The organism is Citrobacter sp. HN-141 (assembly GCF_033341895.1).
Taxonomy (GTDB): Bacteria; Pseudomonadota; Gammaproteobacteria; order Enterobacterales; family Enterobacteriaceae; genus Citrobacter.
Map to the genome: position 1 here is coordinate 298,344 of NZ_JAWPBF010000002.1, position 16,194 is coordinate 314,537.

Sequence of the window (16,194 nt, forward strand, 5' to 3'; positions counted from 1 at the left end):
GGGGAGTGCCGGATGGCGGTGCTGGCACCTTATCCGGCCTACAGGCTGTAAGCGTATTCGGTTTGTAGGCCTTTAAGCTGCGCGCCATCAGGCAATCATTATAAAATCGCTTAATCACGGCGTGCGATGTCGGCGAATTTCGCATCCAGAATTTTCGCCAGATCGTTCGCCGCCAGTTCAATATCCAGCCCGCGTTTGCCGCCGGAAACATAAATAGTGTCGAATGTCTGGGCGGGGGCATCAATCAGCGTTGGCAAACGTTTTTTCTGCCCAAGTGGGCTAATACCACCGACAAGATATCCCGTTGTGCGTTGCGCAACCATTGGGTCGGCCATATCGACCTTTTTGGCGCCCAGCGCCTTCGCGACCTTTTTAAGATCCAGCTGTCCGGCTACCGGGGTGACGGCAACCGCCAGATGTTTCATATCGCCATTTACGGCAACCAGCAGCGTTTTGTAGACCTGATCCGCATTCAGCCCTAATTTACGGACCACTTCGTCGCCAAAGTTGGTCTCGGACGGATCGTGATCGTAGGTGTGGATCTGAAAAGAAATTTTGTTTTTTTCGAGTAGTTTAACGGCGGGTGTCATAGCAATTTTTCCTGGCCCAGACAAAATACACCATAAGCATACGCCTGATGGCGGTGGAAAAAATAGTACCATCTTGCGCAATAGTATTGGCAGGATGACGACTTTGAGCGACAATCGACCTACACCGATGCTTTAAGCGTCGGCATAATAATAATGATGAAATTCCTCTTTGACGGGCCAATAGAAATATTGGCCATTTTTTTATCGCATCATCTCCGGTAAGTTTCCCTCTCCATACAGATGCAGTGCGCCCACAGCGACCACATAGTGGCCCGCAGGCATTGCCTTGAGTTTGTCCCGCCAGGCCTCATTACGCTGGTGCATGAGTACGTCATATAACGACTGGCTGAATGTGTTGGGTAATGTGAGTTCGCCATTTTGTGGTGGTGATTCAAGCCACCAGCCCATCATTTGTTGCAGCAACCTGGCGTTGGTATGCCAGTGCGTCAGGGTGTCGTCGAGCAAAGCCAAACCGTTATCAGGCAATTGGCATAACAGGTCGATTTGGCTGGAGGCGCCTTCCAGTTCAATAATGGGTTTTTGCGCCTGTTTAGCCGCTTTGAGCAGTTGGTAGTCAATGCCATATTCCGCCCGTAATCCCAGCTGTTGCGCCTGCGTGGCTTGTAAGATCATGGCTATTTGCCACAGGGGTTGAGTCGAAAACAGGGAGGGGGAAATACCAAGATCGGCAGAAACTTTTTGCAGATTGCGCAACTGCTCTTCGCTGATGCGTTCTTCCAGCGCGGCAAAAACCGGAAGATTGGCAAACGGTGCATCGTCACCGGAGACATCGGCTTCGACAATCAGTGCGTCAGCGCGGCTGAGTTTTTTCAGTAACCTGGCAGGCAGAGGGGCCATACCCCGGCTACCCATATGAATACTGCCAATCAGATGAAAATGGCGGTTGCCAGGCAAAGAGATATCGATGGCCGGCCAGGTATAATGGTTACCGCGCAGTGCAGACCATAATGCTTTTACCCGGTATAACAAATCCATACGGCCTCCCTTGAGTAGACTTCCATGCTAGCGCGTGGTCCAGGAAGGTGCAATCCGTGAATCGCCGGATGGTGATGCGAAATCGTCTTATCCGGCCTACATTATCACCTACTTTTTGTAGGCCGGATAAACGAAAGTGCCATTTGGCAAAGGGTTACTCTTTCGGTTTAAAGCGCAGCAGTCGGTTGGCGTTGCTCACCACGGTAATAGAAGAGAGCGCCATCGCCGCTCCGGCAACGACCGGGTTCAGCAGGGTTCCGGTGAACGGCCACAGAATCCCGGCGGCAACGGGGATACCGATGCTGTTGTAGATAAATGCGCCGAGCAGGTTCTGCTTCATATTACGCAGCGTTGCCCGCGAGATAGACAGCGCATCCGCAACGCCCATCAGGCTATGACGCATCAGCGTGATCGCAGCGGTCTCAATCGCCACATCGCTGCCTCCGCCCATTGCAATACCCACATCGGCCTGGGCCAGGGCAGGAGCATCGTTAATGCCGTCACCGACCATGGCGACCTGACGTCCCTGGCTCTGCAGACGTTTAATGGCTTCCGCTTTACCGTCTGGCAGTACGCCGGCTATCACCTCATCAATACCTGCTTCTTTGGCAATGGCATTGGCCGTCGTGGGGTTATCACCGGTGAGCATCACCAGACGATAGCCGGCGCGGTGCAGACGCTGAAGCGCTGCCACGCTGTCGCTGCGCAATGGATCACGTACCGCTAACAAGGCTGCCGCTTGCCCGTCAATGGCTAACAGCACCGGGGTTGTCCCCTGGGAAGCCTGAGCCGTGATCTCGCCTTCCATTTCGGTGGTAACAACGTGCTGTTCGTTGAGCAGCGCCTGGTTACCCAGTAATAACGTATGGCCTTCAGCTTCCCCGCTGACGCCTAAACCGCGCAGCGTAAGGAAACCATTGACTTGCGGCAACGTAACATCGCCCGCTTTATCCAGAATCGCCCGGGCCAGCGGATGGCTGGAGCCCTGTTCAAGGGCGGCTGCCAGGCGAACAGCCAGCGCTTCGTCGGTATTGCCGAACGTTTTGATGGCGACAACCTGCGGTTTACCCTCAGTCAGCGTACCGGTCTTGTCAAAGACGACGGTATCAAGCGTGCTGGCGCGTTGCAGCGCATCAGCATCACGTACCAGCACACCAAACTCAGCGGCACGACCAACCCCGGAAATAATCGACATGGGGGTGGCCAGACCCAGCGCACAAGGACAGGCAATAATCAGTACGGTGGTGGCAATCACCAGCGTATAAACAATTTGTGGCGCCGGGCCGAAAAAGTACCAAATTGCGGCACTCACCAGCGCAATCACCACTACCACCGGAACGAATACCGAGGAAATACGGTCGGCCAGCTTACCAATCTCGGGCTTACTGCTTTGTGCCTGACGCACCATGCGAATAATACGCGATAACGTCGTGTGACTGCCGACGGCACTGGCGCGGAACAGTACGCTACCATCCTGAACTACAGTACCGGCGTGGACGCTATCACCTTCGCCTTTTTGTTGCGGGATCGGTTCGCCGGTGAGCATCGCTTCATCCAGCCAGGCCTCGCCCTGTGTGATTTCGCCATCTACCGGAACGCGATCGCCGGTAGTCAGACGTAGCAACATACCTGCCTGTACATCGGCCAGCGGCACGTTTTTTTCACCGTCATCGGTCACGACACGTGCGGTTGGCGGTGTTAAATCGAGTAGTTTTTCCAGCGCTTTGGAAGAGCGTTGGCGGGCGCGTGCTTCCAGCATATGGCCAAGGTTAATCAGACCGATAATCATGGCACTGGCTTCATAATAGAGATGCCGCGCTTCCATTGGGAACCATTGCGGCCAGAGGTTTACGCTCATGGAATAGAGCCAGGCGACCCCCGTGCCCAGCGCGACCAGTGTATCCATGGTCGCGGTGCCGTTCATCAGGCTTTTCCATGCGCTGCGGTAGAAGTGACCGCCTGCGAAGACCATCACGGCGAGTGTTGCCAGACCAATTACCAGCCACAGACTGCGGTTGTCGGCACTTACCATCATGTTATCGCCAATCATGCCCCATACCATGACCGGGACACCCAGCAACAGCGCAACCGCCGCCTGCCAGCGAAAACGTTTCATGGTCGCCACGGCGGTTTCCTGCTGGCGTTCGCGACGCTTCGCGTCGTCTTCGATCGCTTCCGCGCCATAGCCGGCTTTTTCCACCGCTTGCACTAAATCTGCGGCGGATGCACTGCCCATTACCAGCGCAGTGCGCTCCGCCAGGTTTACCCGTGCCTGCGTGACGCCCGGTACGCTTTGCAGCGCATTTTGTACGCGGGAGACACAGCTGGCGCAGCTCATGCCGTTTAACAGCAACTGTTGGCTATCATCTTCTTCAGCCGTAGCTGCCGGAAGCTCAGGGGGGACCGCTGCCAGTGCTTCCGACGGGATTGATGACTCCGCCAGCGGTTTAGCCTTTGGGTGGCTTAACTCCGCGCCATAACCGGCTTGTTTGATGGTTTCGATCAGCGCCTCGGCACTGGCGCTACCGGTGACATGGGCTTCTGTCACAGTGACATCCGCGAGTTCCACGTCCGGGCGTTGTTCGAGGCTTTCTTTAACGCGTTTTACGCAGTGACCACAGGACAGACCGTCCAGAGTCAGATCGATAGTTTGAGACATAACAAATTTCCTCTATGATTGGTCGGCAAACGTTGACCTTAGCAGTCGTTTTGACTAACTGTTATAAAGGTTAAACCTTCCATCAAGGGGAAGGTCAAGGGGGAAAATGTGAATATATCCGATGTTGCTAAAAAAACCGGTTTAACCAGTAAAGCGATACGCTTTTATGAAGAAAAAGGTTTAGTGACGCCGCCACTACGTAGCGAAAACGGTTATCGCACATACAACCAGCAGCATCTGAATGAACTGACGCTGCTGCGTCAGGCGCGGCAGGTTGGCTTTAACCTGGAAGAGTGCGGTGAGCTGGTCAACTTGTTTAACGATCCGGCGCGTCACAGCGCGGATGTCAAAAAGCGCACGTTAGAAAAAGTGGCGGACATCGAGCGGCATATCAGCGAGCTGCAGGCCATGCGCTTGCATTTGCTGGCGCTGGCGGACAGTTGCCCTGGTGATGATAGCGCCGAATGCCCGATCATGGATAACCTCTCCGGCTGTTGCCATCACAAAGCAAAGACTTAATGGCGAGGGGGATTGAGCATAAACACCACTGTGCCACGGTACCACGGGGATTTTTCAAGCTGAGCCTCAGCCTGCAGATCCCGGTTACCGTTTTGCACCAGCCCCAGCTTAAACGGAATGCGCAGACGGGCGAGTGCAGGCAGATACGCCTGATAATTTGCCACCGTCTGACGCCCCTGATAGCTCTGCACCACCAGTTCATCGACCGGCAGTGCGTTTAGCGTGGTGACATCCCCGGTTTTTGCCCAGTCCAGCAGACCAGTCACGCCAAGCGCAAACTCGGCCGGTAGCTGTTGGCGTAGCTGCTGTAGAAAACGGGCGTAATCGGTAAGCTGGTGGGTTGCCGCGTCGAAATCGACCTGCAGGCCGACGACGTGGTTGCCGGCGCTCTGCCAGCGTTGCATCAGCCGTATGATTCGGGCAGGAATCTCCTCCGGTACGTCGAGCGTGGTAAAGCGGACCGTCAGCCAGATTGAGGGAAAAGTCAGACGACTGACCGGCAGTCCCAGACGCTGGAAAACCACGTTACCCGATCGAACCAGCACCTCGCCCTGATGCAGATAGACCGCTTGCGCATTTTGCAGTTCAGCACTGGCTTTCACCCCGGACCACAGCCAGAAGGCCGAATGGTCACGGGCGGCGACGATATCTGCCGCCTGTGCCTGACCGGCCAGCAGCGCGATTACCAGTAGTATTTGAGTTTTTGCGCCCACGGACTTCCCGGATACTGCGTCTTTAACTGCGTGAACCAGTCTTTTCGCTGTGATTTATCCACCTCTTCGCCGCCGCATTCGTTATAACCTGACGGGGAGTAGCACATGATGGCCCGATACAGCGCAAAGCTTTTATCCTCGACTTCCGCTGTTGGGGACGCGATAACCTGTTGATAATAGCGCTGCCTGTCGAACTGACCGAACGGCACCTGTCGCGTAATGGCCACTTCCAGCACATCGTTACCGCTACTGTTTTTCCACAGATCGACATGGGTTTGTGTGGTACGGAAGAACTCACCCAGACAGTTCAGCGCGTGGGCATCATCGGCTTTGCGGCTTAATACCGTGACCGTTTCATTGAGGCTGCGGCAGGTATAGCCGGCCTGAGCGGCATCACCGTTCCAGTCAAACACGCTCAGATTGACGTCATCAAATGCGGTGCCAACAACCGGTTGGCTAATGGCTCGGGCCAGTTTTCGGTCATTCAACCAGTCTGCAAAACGGTTCTCGGTAAGATCCCGAACCAGCAACGTATGCAGAGCTATCGTGCGCTCTTCATTGTTAGGCCCATGGGTAGCCTGCTGGCGCAACAGTTCTGGCGTTGCCTGTGTTTTCAGCACCTGAGAGCGGAAACGCAGATTGGTTACCGCACTGTCCGGGGCGAATATCGCCGCGCTGTCACCACTGTAAACCAGCGTAGCCGCCAGCTTGGCCTGTACATATTGCTGCTGCTCGTTATCTTTGCTCACGTTCAGCAACTGCTGCCAGAAATCACGTGCCGCGGTCCAATTCTTCTGGCCCATCAACGCTTCGCCGTACAGCACCTGTTCGCTAAACGCGAGCGTATCGTGTGCGGAAAGTTGTTGTGCCGGGGTTACTGCCTGAACAATAGCCGCGTAGTTGCCCGCCTCCATCCATAAATTCAGCTGCAAATTGCGCCACAGCGGCATGTGTTGGCTTTGTTCAAATACCGGCTTGCTCGCATCAAGTTGCGCCTGGGTCAGCGTGGGTTTTTTATCGCTATTCAGACGCAGTGCGCGTAACAGTTCGATATAGCTTACGCGGGGCGCATCAGGAAAGGCTTCAATCACGGATTGTTCATAGAATTGCATACCGTAGACGTTATCGTATTCTGTCACGGTCTCACGCAACTGCTGCGCATTGGCCGACGTCTCGAAGGCCTGCTCATACAGTCCGGCCAGCTGCGGCCAGGCTTGTAAATACCAGTTGATACGACGCAGCATACCGCGCGTCGAATCGGCGTACTGGCCTTGCGGCCAGCGTTGCAGATAGGCTTGCGCCTGTGTCTGTGCCTGAGCGGCATCCTGGTGGTTAATCCTGGCGATATCAAAATCACCGTATTCACCGACGCTGTTCTGACTACTTTTATTCAGTGCTGTGCGCATTAGCATGTACTGCGCCGTTTCTGCCAGCCATGGGCGATCGCTTTTCGCTAGCTGAGCAAACGCTTGTTCGGCATTCACATAATCACCGGCATAGAAATTGGCGGCGGCAATCAGGTACGTTTTATAGCGTTGAGCACCGGAATCCTCAGGCAGAGTGGTCAATGAGGCATCAATCTGTTCGCGGGTTGCGCCGGACAACAGCCCCATCCGCGCTTGCGCCAGAGCCTGGCGTTGTTCCACCGTCAACGAGGTATCGGTGAGCAGTGCGCCAAAGAATTGACTGGCGCTGCCCATATTATTCGAAACATGTCGGTTTTCGAGATCATCATTATTGCTGATTACCTCATCCGCGCTGATGTGCAGTTCGGCCATTTGCCGGGTTAGCGTGTCATCAGCGTTTTGCTCCGGGACTGCGGCTGCGGGCGACGTGATGTCATCCCACTGCGGGTGATAAGCGAAATAGAAATCACGGGAGCGGGTGATATCCTCAGGCATCGCCTGTATCGGCAGGGCGAACGATTTCTCCTGACTCAGCAGTCGTAGCAGGTTATCACGGCTGTCGTTTCCGGGGCTGAAGGTCGGCGTGCCTTTCAGCAGACAGTGGTCATCGCTCCATTTGCAATCTTCTATATCTGATGAGGCAAACGCCTGAGGAGCAGTTGCCAGTAGGGTGAAAAGGGCAAAGGCGAGGGGTGTCTTCCTGACCATAGTCTTATTTCCTGTCTGTTTTATGGTGATACGGCTTTGATTACCAGAGTTATGCCTTCAACGGCAACCACTTCAACGTGTGTTCCGGCGCTTAAGTCATCATTGGCGCTGACGGGCCACGAGCTGTCGCCGACGCGCATATGCCCGCGACCATTGACCAGGGCGGTTTCCAGTGTAAACCGACGGCCAACCAACTGTTGTCCGCGCTGATTAAGATGACTGTCGGCCGGTTTCTGCTCTTGCACGCGCTTTGCCAGCCATTTCCACCACAACCAGGCCGCCAGCAGTGTTAATACGGCGAACATTGCTCCCTGCCACGCCCAGTCGAGCGGTACGAGCCAGATAACCAGCCCGGTTATCACCGCCGCTACACCGCTCCATAGCAGATAACCGTTACCGCCCAGCATCTCGGCGGCCAATAACAAACCCCCGAGGCTAAGCCAGAAGATATGTGGGTGAACCAGAATCATCGCTATCATGATTTTTTCCGCTCGCTGGCGCTGTCCTTAACCAGTTCGGCGATCCCGGCAATGGAGCCCATCAGGCTACTGGCATCCAGCGGCATCATCACCACTTTGCTGTTATTCGACGAACCGATATGTTGCAGCGCTTCGGTGTATTTCTGTGCCACAAAGTAGTTCACAGCCTGGATGTCCCCAGCGGCAATGGCTTCAGATACCATCTGCGTTGCACGAGCTTCCGCTTCCGCTGAACGTTCACGTGCCTCGGCCTGTAAGAAAGCGGACTGGCGTTCACCTTCTGCTTTCAGGATTTTCGACTGTTTCTCACCTTCGGCCTTGACGATCTCCGCCTGACGGATACCCTCGGCTTCAAGAATGTAGGCACGCTTGGTACGCTCTGCTTTCATCTGCGCGTTCATCGCATCGATAAGCTCTGCCGGTGGACGAACATCGCGGATCTCAATACGGGTAATTTTGATGCCCCAGGGATTGGTGGCTTCATCAACGATATGCAGCAAGCGCGTATTGATGTTGTCGCGCTGGGAGAGCATCTCATCGAGTTCCATCGAGCCGAGAACCGTACGAATGTTGGTCATGGTCAGGTTGATGATCGCCAGTTCCAGGTTGCTGACTTCATACGCGGCTTTCGGCGCGTCGATGACCTGAATAAAGCACACAGCATCAATCGAGACGTTGGCGTTATCTTTGGAGATGACTTCCTGAGAGGGGATATCAAGCACCTGTTCCATCATGTTGATCTTACGACCAATGCGGTCCATGAACGGTACAACAAGGCTTAAACCCGGTTGCAGGGTTTTGGTGTAACGGCCAAAACGCTCTACCGTCCACTGATATCCCTGCGGGACGATTTTGACGCCCGCGCCGACGATCACCAGCGCGACAAAAATAAGAATAGGAATAAAAATGAGCATTGATGAAACCTCCTGTTGTGATGTCCTTTACTGCCTCATTAATCAAATTATACCCGATTTATCAAGGTGGGCTCCCCTATAATAAATTACAGGGATAGACTGTCTGCACGAAAGAGGTAAAAAAGGGATTGGTAATGGAAGAAAGCAGAATGCTGCTTCAGTTAAAGAATGTCGCCTGGCAGGCGGGAACAACGAAAATTCTTAATAACATCAGTTTTAATCTTAATGCCGGAGAATTTAAGCTGATTACCGGCCAGTCCGGTTGCGGTAAAAGCACGTTGTTGAAAATTGTTGCGTCGTTAATTAGCCCGAGTGCGGGTGAGATTATCTTTGAGGGGAAGGAGATAACGACCCTCAAGCCGGAAGCGTATCGTCAGCAGGTCTCCTATTGCGCACAAACGCCCGCTTTGTTTGGTGATACCGTCTACGACAACCTCATTTTCCCCTGGCAAATCCGCGACAAACGTCCGGAACCGGATGTGTTTCTGGCCGATCTGGCCCGATTTGAGTTGCCCGAGGCAATCCTCAAAAAAAACATCAATGAGCTGTCCGGCGGCGAAAAGCAGCGCGTCTCGTTAATGCGTAATTTGCAGTTTCTGCCGAAAATCCTGCTGCTCGATGAAATCACCAGCGCGCTGGATGAAGCCAACAAACGGAATGTGAATGAGCTAATTCACCGCTATGTGCGCGATAAGAATATTGCTGTGCTGTGGGTGACGCACGACAAAGATGAAATTAATCATGCGGATAATGTCATTATCCTTCAGCCGCATGCCGGAGAAATGCAGGAAGTAAGCAATGAATGAGCATAATATTACCAACGAATCACTGGCGTTAGCGATGATGCTGGTAGTGGTGGCGATGCTGATCAGCCACAAAGAAAAACTGGCACTGGAAAAAGATATTCTCTGGAGCGTTTGCCGGGCAGTGGTTCAGCTTATTATCGTAGGCTATGTGCTGAAATATATTTTCGGCGTCAACCACAGCATTCTGACCTTAGTGATGGTGCTGTTTATCTGCTTTAACGCCGCATATAACGCGCAAAAACGCAGTAAATATATTGATAAGGCTTTTATCTCCTCATTTATCGCCATTACTTCGGGGGCGGGAGTCACGCTGGCCGTTTTGGTACTGTCAGGCTCCATCGAGTTTGCACCGATGCAGGTGATCCCGATTTCCGGCATGATCGCCGGGAATGCGATGGTGGCCGTCGGGTTATGTTACAACAACCTGGGGCAGCGTTTTAGCAGCGAGCAGCAGCAAATTCAGGAGAAATTAAGCCTCGGCGCGACGCCGAAAGTCGCGTCCGCACCGCTTATTCGGGACAGTATTCGCGCATCGCTGATCCCAACGATCGACTCCGCGAAAACCGTCGGATTGGTGAGTTTGCCGGGGATGATGTCAGGATTGATCTTTGCCGGTATCGATCCGGTAAAAGCGATTAAGTATCAGATTATGGTGACGTTTATGCTGCTCTCTACCGCCAGCCTGTCGACCATTATCGCCTGCTATTTAACCTATCGGAAGTTCTATAATTCACGCCACCAGTTGGTGGTGACGCCATTAAAGAAACCGTGATGTGATGCCGGATAGCGGCTACCGCTTATCCGGCCGACGAGAGTGGTATTTGTCGGCCCGATAAGCACTGCGCCATCGGGCAAAATGAAACGGATTAGTACAACAGTGCGTACAGCTGACGACGATATTTTGACGCCAGCGCATCACCGGTACCCAGCGCCGCGAGGATCTCCTGGAAGGTCTTACGTGCCTGACCATCAGCCGCCGCGAGATCTTTCTTCAAATGGCCGAACAGGAGTTCCAGCGCTTCTTCGTTACGTCCAACCTGGTGCAATTGAATAGCCAACTGCGTTGCCAGTGCCGCATCCTGCGGATTGCTGGCGACCTGCTGCTGCAGCTGTTGGATTTCCGGCGTATCTGCGGCCTGCTTCAGCAGTTCAATTTGCGCGACCAGCCCCTGATAACGGGTATCCTGATCCTGCAATGGAATGGTTTTGAGTACAGCTTCGGCATCTTCAGAACGATTCAGCGCGATTTGCGTTTCCGCCAGCAGCAGACCAATTTCACTGCTCTGATTGGAGATTTGCCACGCTTCTTTCAACAGCGGCAGGGCGTCGGCGTGGTTACCCGCTTCAATAAACTCAATTGCCTGGCGTGCCTTCAGCTCTTCTTCGCTAGGCAATACTTTTTCCAGCAGTGCGCGGATAACTTCTTCCGGCTGCGGTCCCTGGAAGCCATCGACCGGCTGACCGTTCTGGAACAGATAAACCGTTGGGATTGCACGCAGACCAAACTGAGACGCGATCATCTGTTCGGCGTCGCAGTCCAGCTTGGCAAGAATAAACTGGCCGTTGTACTGTGCAGCAAGGCTCTCCAGTACCGGCGTTAATTGCAGACAATGTTGGCTACGTTCAGACCAGAAATAGAACAGGACCGGGGTGGTCATCGACAATTCAAGGGTCTGCTGCAGATTTGATTCGTTAATATTGACAATATTTTGTGCGGACATGGAGTCACTCTCTATTCGTCTATTTGTTTCTACATGGGGGCTGACGAGCAGGCTTCAACTCAGCCGTGTAAAATTTTGTCCATTGCGCGGCCCGGCAGCAGACGTTTAAGCAACGTCACAGCCCAGGTCACCAGCGTAACGGGATAACGCAATTTGGGTTTGTCGCTCTCAAAAGCATGGCGCACTTTGGCGACAACGGTCTCCGGACCCAATGTAAACCGTGCAGCAATACCGGGGTTCTCGACGGGCTTATCACTCTGGGTCTGGTTGACGTTTTCAGTAAAGCGGGTGCGAATGGGGCCGGGTTCAATCAGGCTGACCTTAATTCCGCTATGGCGAAGTTCCATCCGTAGCGCATCGGACCAGGCTTCCAGCGCATATTTGCTGGCGGCATACGCGCCGCGCCCTGGCGTGGAAATTAATCCCATGACTGAAGAGGTCATCACAATACGCCCTTCGCCATGAGGTAACATAGCAGGTAGCAGGCGCATGGTGAGCTGATGTGCGCCAAAAAAGTTGGCGGAAAACTGCTGTTCCATTTGCTCGCGGCTGATGGTGGACAGTGGGCCGTAAACGCCGAATCCGGCGTTGTTAAAGATCCCATACAAACGGTTATCGGTCAGGGCGATCGCCTCATCGGCGGCGCGATCCACGCTTTCTGGTGAGTCGAGATCCAGCAATATGCCGGTGAATCCCATGCCGTTCATGCGCGCGACATCCTCAGGTTTGCGGCAGCCAGCCAGAATTCGAAAACCCTGGCGTTTAAGCTCAAGCGCACTTTCCAGGCCAATACCACTGGAACATCCTGTTATTAAGACCGATTTTTGCATAACTTTACCTGTCAGGATCTCCGTTGATTTACGAGTCGTGATTTACTATATCCGTCATACTTCAAGTTGTCTGTGCGTTGGCTACGCTCGCTCACTCCAGTCACATAGTTATCTATGCTCCTGGAGACTCTCTCACTTGCCGCCTTCATACAACTCGAATTATTTAGGATAGAAAAGGAGTCAATTGTTTCGCCATCCAGTCGGCAATAAACGGCTGGGCGTCACGATTAGGATGGATACCATCATCCTGCATCCATTGGGGTTTCAGATAGACCTCTTCCATAAAAAAGGGCAGCAGAGGAATATCAAACTCTTTGGCAAGCTTGGGATACATCGCGCTAAAGGTTTCATTATAACGGCGACCGTAGTTTGCTGGCAGACGAATTTGCATCAGCAGCGGTTCGGCATTCGCCGCTTTTACGTCCTGCAAAATGGTACGCAGGGTTTGTTCAGTTTGGGCAGGTGCAAACCCGCGCAGGCCATCATTGCCACCCAGTTCTACCAGCACCCAGCGCGGCTGATGTTGTTTCAGTAATGCGGGCAGACGGGCCAGACCCTGCTGCGAGGTATCGCCGCTAATACTGGCATTTACCACCGGTGTTTTGCTATGCCATTTATCATTAAGCAGTGCAGGCCACGCCGCACTGGCTGGCATACGGTATCCGGAGCTCAGGCTGTCACCCAGAATAAGTAACGTGTCCGCCGCGGCGACGCGGAAAGTTAACAGAACCAGGAACAGGAAAGGCAAATGCCAGCGGAAAACATTGTTGAAGTTCATCATCTTAAGAAATCCGTCGGTCAGGGTGATCACGAGCTATCCATCCTTACCGGAGTTGAACTGGTTGTCAAACGCACCGAGACCATTGCGTTGATTGGCGAGTCGGGATCGGGGAAATCCACGCTGCTGGCGATCCTTGCCGGGCTGGACGATGGCTCCAGCGGTGAAGTCAGCCTGGTGGGGCAGGCGCTGCATACCATGGACGAAGAAGCCCGGGCGCAGTTACGGGCGCGACATGTTGGCTTTGTCTTCCAGTCATTCATGTTAATTCCAACGCTGAACGCACTGGAGAACGTTGAGCTTCCTGCACTGTTGCGGGGAGAACACAGTGGGAAAAGCCGCGATGGTGCGAAAACGCTGCTTGAACAATTGGGGTTGGGGAAACGGCTCGACCATCTTCCGGCTCAGCTTTCTGGCGGTGAGCAGCAGCGCGTGGCGTTGGCGCGGGCCTTTAACGGTCGCCCTGACGTGCTGTTTGCCGATGAACCAACGGGCAATCTGGACCGCCAGACCGGAGACAAAATCGCCGACCTGCTGTTTTCTTTGAACCGGGAACACGGTACCACCCTGATTCTGGTGACCCATGACCCGCAGCTGGCGGCGCGTTGCGATCGGCGTTTACGCCTGGTGAATGGACAGTTGCAGGAGGAGGCATGATTGCACGCTGGTTCTGGCGCGAATGGCGCTCGCCTTCATTACTGATTGTCTGGCTGGCGCTGAGCCTGGCGGTAGCTTGTGTGCTGGCGCTGGGCAATATCAGCGATCGTATGGAAAAAGGGCTGAGCCAGCAAAGCCGTGAGTTTATGGCGGGCGATCGGTCGCTACAAAGTTCGCGTACCGTGCCGAAAGCGTGGATTGACGAGGCGCGACAGCGTGGCCTGAAGGTGGGGGAACAGCTCACCTTTGCCACCATGACTTTTGCCCGCGATACGCCGCAACTGGCGAACGTCAAAGCGGTGGATGATGTGTATCCGATGTACGGCTCGTTGCAGACCCATCCGCCGGGGCTGAAACCGCAGCCTGGCTCGGTGCTGCTGGCGCCGCGTTTGATGGCGCTGCTCAACTTAAAAATCGGCGACGCCATCGACGTTGGCGATGCCACGTTGCGCATTGCGGGTGAAGTGGTGCAGGAACCTGACTCTGGCTTTAATCCGTTCCAGATAGCGCCGCGTCTGATGATGAACATGGCGGATGTTGAAAAAACGGGAGCGGTCCAGCCGGGAAGCCGGGTGACCTGGCGCTATAAATTTGGCGGGACACCGCAGCAATTAGAAGGCTATGAAAAGTGGTTGCTGCCACAGCTGAAGCCAGAACAGCGCTGGTATGGGCTGGAACAGGATGAGGGGGCACTGGGGAAATCGCTTGAGCGTTCGCAACAATTCCTGCTGCTTTCTGCATTGTTAACGCTGCTGCTGGCGGTGGCCGCAGTTGCTGTAGCGATGAGCCACTATTGCCGTAGTCGTTACGACCTGGTGGCGATTCTGAAAACGCTCGGCGCGGGCAGGGCGCAGCTGCGTAAGCTGATTATTGGACAGTGGCTGATGGTGCTGGTGCTGTCTGGTGCAACCGGGGGGCTGTTTGGCCTGTTATTTGAGCGCGTGCTGGTGGTGTTGCTCAAACCGGTTCTGCCCGGCGAGTTGCCGCCTGCCAGCCCCTGGCCGTGGCTATGGGCATTAGGCACCATGACTGTCATTTCCCTATTGGTGGGGCTACGTCCTTATCGGCTGCTGCTGGCGACACAGCCATTGCGGGTACTGCGTCGTGATGTCGTCGCCAACGTCTGGCCGCTGAAGTTCTATTTGCCTGTGGTATTGATCGTTGTGGTCGCGCTGCTTGCCGGACTGATGGGGGGGAGCATGCTGCTGTGGGCGGTGCTGGCCGGCGCGGTTGTACTGGCGCTCTTGTGCGGCGTGCTGGGCTGGATGCTGCTCAACGTACTACGTGGCCTGACGTTAACGTCGCTACCGCTACGTTTAGCGGTCAGTCGACTGTTGCGCCAGCCGTGGTCGACGCTGAGCCAGCTATCGGCCTTTTCGCTTTCCTTTATGCTGCTGGCGTTGTTACTGGTGCTGCGCGGCGATCTGCTCGATCGCTGGCAGCAGCAAATGCCGCCAGAAAGTCCGAACTATTTTCTGATCAACATTGCCACCGAGCAGGTGGTTCCGCTGAAGGCTTTCCTGTCTGAACATCAGGTGATCCCGGAATCGTTCTATCCGATTGTGCGGGCGCGTCTGACGGCTATCAATGACAAGCCGACCGAAGGCAATCAGGATGAGGCGTTGAACCGCGAGCTTAATCTGACCTGGCAGGATACCCGGCCGGATCATAACCCGATTACCGCCGGAAGCTGGCCGCCAAAAGCGGGTGAAGTGTCGATGGAAGAGGGGCTGGCGAAGCGCTTAAACGTGAAGCTTGGCGATCGTGTGACCTTTATGGGCGATACCCAGGATTTCAGTGCCACGGTAAGCAGCCTGCGCAAAGTGGATTGGGAAAGCCTGCGACCGAATTTCTTCTTTATCTTCCCTTCCGGTGCGCTCGACGATCAGCCCCAGAGCTGGTTAACCAGCTTTCGTTGGGAGAACGGCAACGGCATGTTGACGCAGCTTAATCGGGAGTTTCCGACCATCAGCCTGCTGGATATTGGCGCCATCCTCAAACAGGTCAGCCAGGTACTGGAGCAGGTGAGTCGTGCGCTGGAAGTGATGGTGGTTCTGGTCACCGCTTGCGGCATGTTATTGCTGCTGGCGCAGGTTCAGGTGGGGATGCGTCAGCGTCATCAGGAACTGGTGGTCTGGCGAACGCTGGGCGCGGGCAAGAAACTACTGCGTACCACGCTGTGGTGCGAGTTTGCCATGTTGGGGATGGTCTCCGGCCTGGTGGCGGCCATCGGTGCGGAAACGGCGCTGGCGGTTCTGCAAACAAAAGTCTTTGATTTCCCTTGGGAACCTGACTGGCGACTGTGGGTAGTCTTACCCTTCTGCGGGGCGTTGCTACTCTCCCTATGCGGTGGATGGCTTGGCTCGCGTCTGTTAAAAGGCAAAGCACTTTTCCGTCAGTTCAGTAGTTAATTCATAT

Annotated in this window: 15 protein-coding genes; 5 read left to right on the forward strand and 10 right to left on the reverse strand. The window is 54.5% G+C overall.

All coding sequences use genetic code 11. The annotated features are described in order from the left end of the window. Positions 1-110: 110 nt before the first annotated feature. The 3 genes from ybaK to copA all read right to left on the reverse strand — a co-directional run bounded on the left by ybaK (position 111) and on the right by copA (position 4,245). A complete protein-coding gene (gene ybaK / locus RYZ59_RS04325; protein WP_137384598.1) occupies positions 111-590 on the reverse strand; it encodes a Cys-tRNA(Pro)/Cys-tRNA(Cys) deacylase YbaK in 480 nt (159 codons plus the stop codon). A gap of 201 nt (positions 591-791) precedes the next feature. Then, positions 792-1,586 carry a TraB/GumN family protein gene (locus RYZ59_RS04330; RefSeq protein ID WP_202039271.1) on the reverse strand — a complete coding sequence of 265 codons (795 nt, stop codon included), beginning with the start codon at positions 1,584-1,586 and terminating at the stop codon, positions 792-794. A 154-nt stretch (positions 1,587-1,740) separates the two neighbouring features. Next, positions 1,741-4,245: a copper-exporting P-type ATPase CopA gene (gene copA, locus RYZ59_RS04335; protein ID WP_318044758.1), complete on the reverse strand. Its 2,505-nt coding sequence runs from the start codon at positions 4,243-4,245 to the stop codon at positions 1,741-1,743. 108 nt (positions 4,246-4,353) lie between these two features. Between copA and cueR the strand changes: the two genes are divergently transcribed. After that, the gene (gene cueR, locus RYZ59_RS04340) at positions 4,354-4,764 is read left to right on the forward strand and encodes a Cu(I)-responsive transcriptional regulator (RefSeq protein ID WP_318044757.1); all 411 of its coding nucleotides are present in this window, start codon (positions 4,354-4,356) and stop codon (positions 4,762-4,764) included. On the opposite strand, the gene RYZ59_RS04345 is transcribed toward cueR, so the two are convergent. The 4 genes from RYZ59_RS04345 to RYZ59_RS04360 are packed head-to-tail and all read right to left on the reverse strand — an operon-like array spanning position 4,761 to position 8,984. Then, positions 4,761-5,477 carry a DUF3142 domain-containing protein gene (locus tag RYZ59_RS04345; RefSeq protein WP_318044756.1) on the reverse strand — a complete coding sequence of 239 codons (717 nt, stop codon included), beginning with the start codon at positions 5,475-5,477 and terminating at the stop codon, positions 4,761-4,763. The genes cueR and RYZ59_RS04345 overlap by 4 nt on opposite strands. After that, positions 5,447-7,591, reverse strand: a complete 2,145-nt coding sequence (locus RYZ59_RS04350; RefSeq protein ID WP_318044755.1) for a hypothetical protein — start codon at positions 7,589-7,591, stop codon at positions 5,447-5,449. Before RYZ59_RS04350 ends, RYZ59_RS04345 begins: the two co-directional genes overlap by 31 nt. 20 nt (positions 7,592-7,611) lie before the next feature. Continuing rightward, a complete protein-coding gene (locus tag RYZ59_RS04355; protein WP_271454006.1) occupies positions 7,612-8,070 on the reverse strand; it encodes an NfeD family protein in 459 nt (152 codons plus the stop codon). Next, the gene (locus RYZ59_RS04360; protein WP_318044753.1) at positions 8,067-8,984 is read right to left on the reverse strand and encodes an SPFH domain-containing protein; all 918 of its coding nucleotides are present in this window, start codon (positions 8,982-8,984) and stop codon (positions 8,067-8,069) included. The genes RYZ59_RS04355 and RYZ59_RS04360 overlap by 4 nt, the downstream gene beginning before the upstream one ends. Positions 8,985-9,118: 134 nt before the next feature. Between RYZ59_RS04360 and fetA the strand changes: the two genes are divergently transcribed. Together fetA and fetB are read left to right on the forward strand one after the other, a co-directional pair. Further along, positions 9,119-9,790, forward strand: a complete 672-nt coding sequence (fetA, locus tag RYZ59_RS04365) for an iron efflux ABC transporter ATP-binding subunit FetA (protein WP_318044751.1) — start codon at positions 9,119-9,121, stop codon at positions 9,788-9,790. Then, complete coding sequence (gene fetB / locus RYZ59_RS04370; protein ID WP_137384591.1) at positions 9,783-10,562, forward strand: iron efflux ABC transporter permease subunit FetB; 780 nt, start codon at positions 9,783-9,785, stop codon at positions 10,560-10,562. The genes fetA and fetB overlap by 8 nt, the downstream gene beginning before the upstream one ends. A 94-nt stretch (positions 10,563-10,656) precedes the next feature. Here fetB and RYZ59_RS04375 read toward each other — a convergent pair whose 3' ends face one another. The 3 genes from RYZ59_RS04375 to tesA form a co-directional block, all read right to left on the reverse strand. After that, a complete protein-coding gene (locus RYZ59_RS04375) occupies positions 10,657-11,511 on the reverse strand; it encodes a co-chaperone YbbN (protein ID WP_318044749.1) in 855 nt (284 codons plus the stop codon). Positions 11,512-11,570: 59 nt separating this feature from the next. After that, positions 11,571-12,341: an SDR family oxidoreductase gene (locus RYZ59_RS04380; protein ID WP_318044747.1), complete on the reverse strand. Its 771-nt coding sequence runs from the start codon at positions 12,339-12,341 to the stop codon at positions 11,571-11,573. Positions 12,342-12,504: 163 nt separating this feature from the next. Beyond that, positions 12,505-13,122, reverse strand: coding sequence for a multifunctional acyl-CoA thioesterase I/protease I/lysophospholipase L1 (tesA, locus tag RYZ59_RS04385; protein ID WP_318044746.1), 618 nt, complete (start codon positions 13,120-13,122; stop codon positions 12,505-12,507). Between tesA and ybbA the strand changes: the two genes are divergently transcribed. Both ybbA and ybbP read left to right on the forward strand, forming a co-directional pair. Continuing rightward, positions 13,090-13,776, forward strand: a complete 687-nt coding sequence (gene ybbA / locus RYZ59_RS04390; RefSeq protein ID WP_318044745.1) for a putative ABC transporter ATP-binding protein YbbA — start codon at positions 13,090-13,092, stop codon at positions 13,774-13,776. The genes tesA and ybbA overlap by 33 nt on opposite strands. Next, positions 13,773-16,187, forward strand: a complete 2,415-nt coding sequence (gene ybbP, locus RYZ59_RS04395; protein ID WP_318044744.1) for a putative ABC transporter permease subunit YbbP — start codon at positions 13,773-13,775, stop codon at positions 16,185-16,187. The genes ybbA and ybbP overlap by 4 nt, the downstream gene beginning before the upstream one ends. Positions 16,188-16,194 lie beyond the last annotated feature (7 nt).

Excerpts from the sequence above, each read along its gene's own strand:
- RYZ59_RS04355 (WP_271454006.1), bottom strand. The coding sequence starts at position 8,070 with ATGATAGCGATGATTCTGGTTCACCCACATATCTTCTGGCTTAGCCTC.
- ybbP (WP_318044744.1), top strand. The coding sequence starts at position 13,773 with ATGATTGCACGCTGGTTCTGGCGCGAATGGCGCTCGCCTTCATTACTG.
- ybaK (WP_137384598.1), bottom strand. The coding sequence starts at position 590 with ATGACACCCGCCGTTAAACTACTCGAAAAAAACAAAATTTCTTTTCAG.
- fetA (WP_318044751.1), top strand. The coding sequence starts at position 9,119 with ATGGAAGAAAGCAGAATGCTGCTTCAGTTAAAGAATGTCGCCTGGCAG.
- RYZ59_RS04350 (WP_318044755.1), bottom strand. The coding sequence starts at position 7,591 with ATGGTCAGGAAGACACCCCTCGCCTTTGCCCTTTTCACCCTACTGGCA.
- RYZ59_RS04375 (WP_318044749.1), bottom strand. The coding sequence starts at position 11,511 with ATGTCCGCACAAAATATTGTCAATATTAACGAATCAAATCTGCAGCAG.
- ybbA (WP_318044745.1), top strand. The coding sequence starts at position 13,090 with ATGCCAGCGGAAAACATTGTTGAAGTTCATCATCTTAAGAAATCCGTC.
- RYZ59_RS04380 (WP_318044747.1), bottom strand. The coding sequence starts at position 12,341 with ATGCAAAAATCGGTCTTAATAACAGGATGTTCCAGTGGTATTGGCCTG.
- RYZ59_RS04360 (WP_318044753.1), bottom strand. The coding sequence starts at position 8,984 with ATGCTCATTTTTATTCCTATTCTTATTTTTGTCGCGCTGGTGATCGTC.
- tesA (WP_318044746.1), bottom strand. The coding sequence starts at position 13,122 with ATGATGAACTTCAACAATGTTTTCCGCTGGCATTTGCCTTTCCTGTTC.
- fetB (WP_137384591.1), top strand. The coding sequence starts at position 9,783 with ATGAATGAGCATAATATTACCAACGAATCACTGGCGTTAGCGATGATG.
- RYZ59_RS04330 (WP_202039271.1), bottom strand. The coding sequence starts at position 1,586 with ATGGATTTGTTATACCGGGTAAAAGCATTATGGTCTGCACTGCGCGGT.
- copA (WP_318044758.1), bottom strand. The coding sequence starts at position 4,245 with ATGTCTCAAACTATCGATCTGACTCTGGACGGTCTGTCCTGTGGTCAC.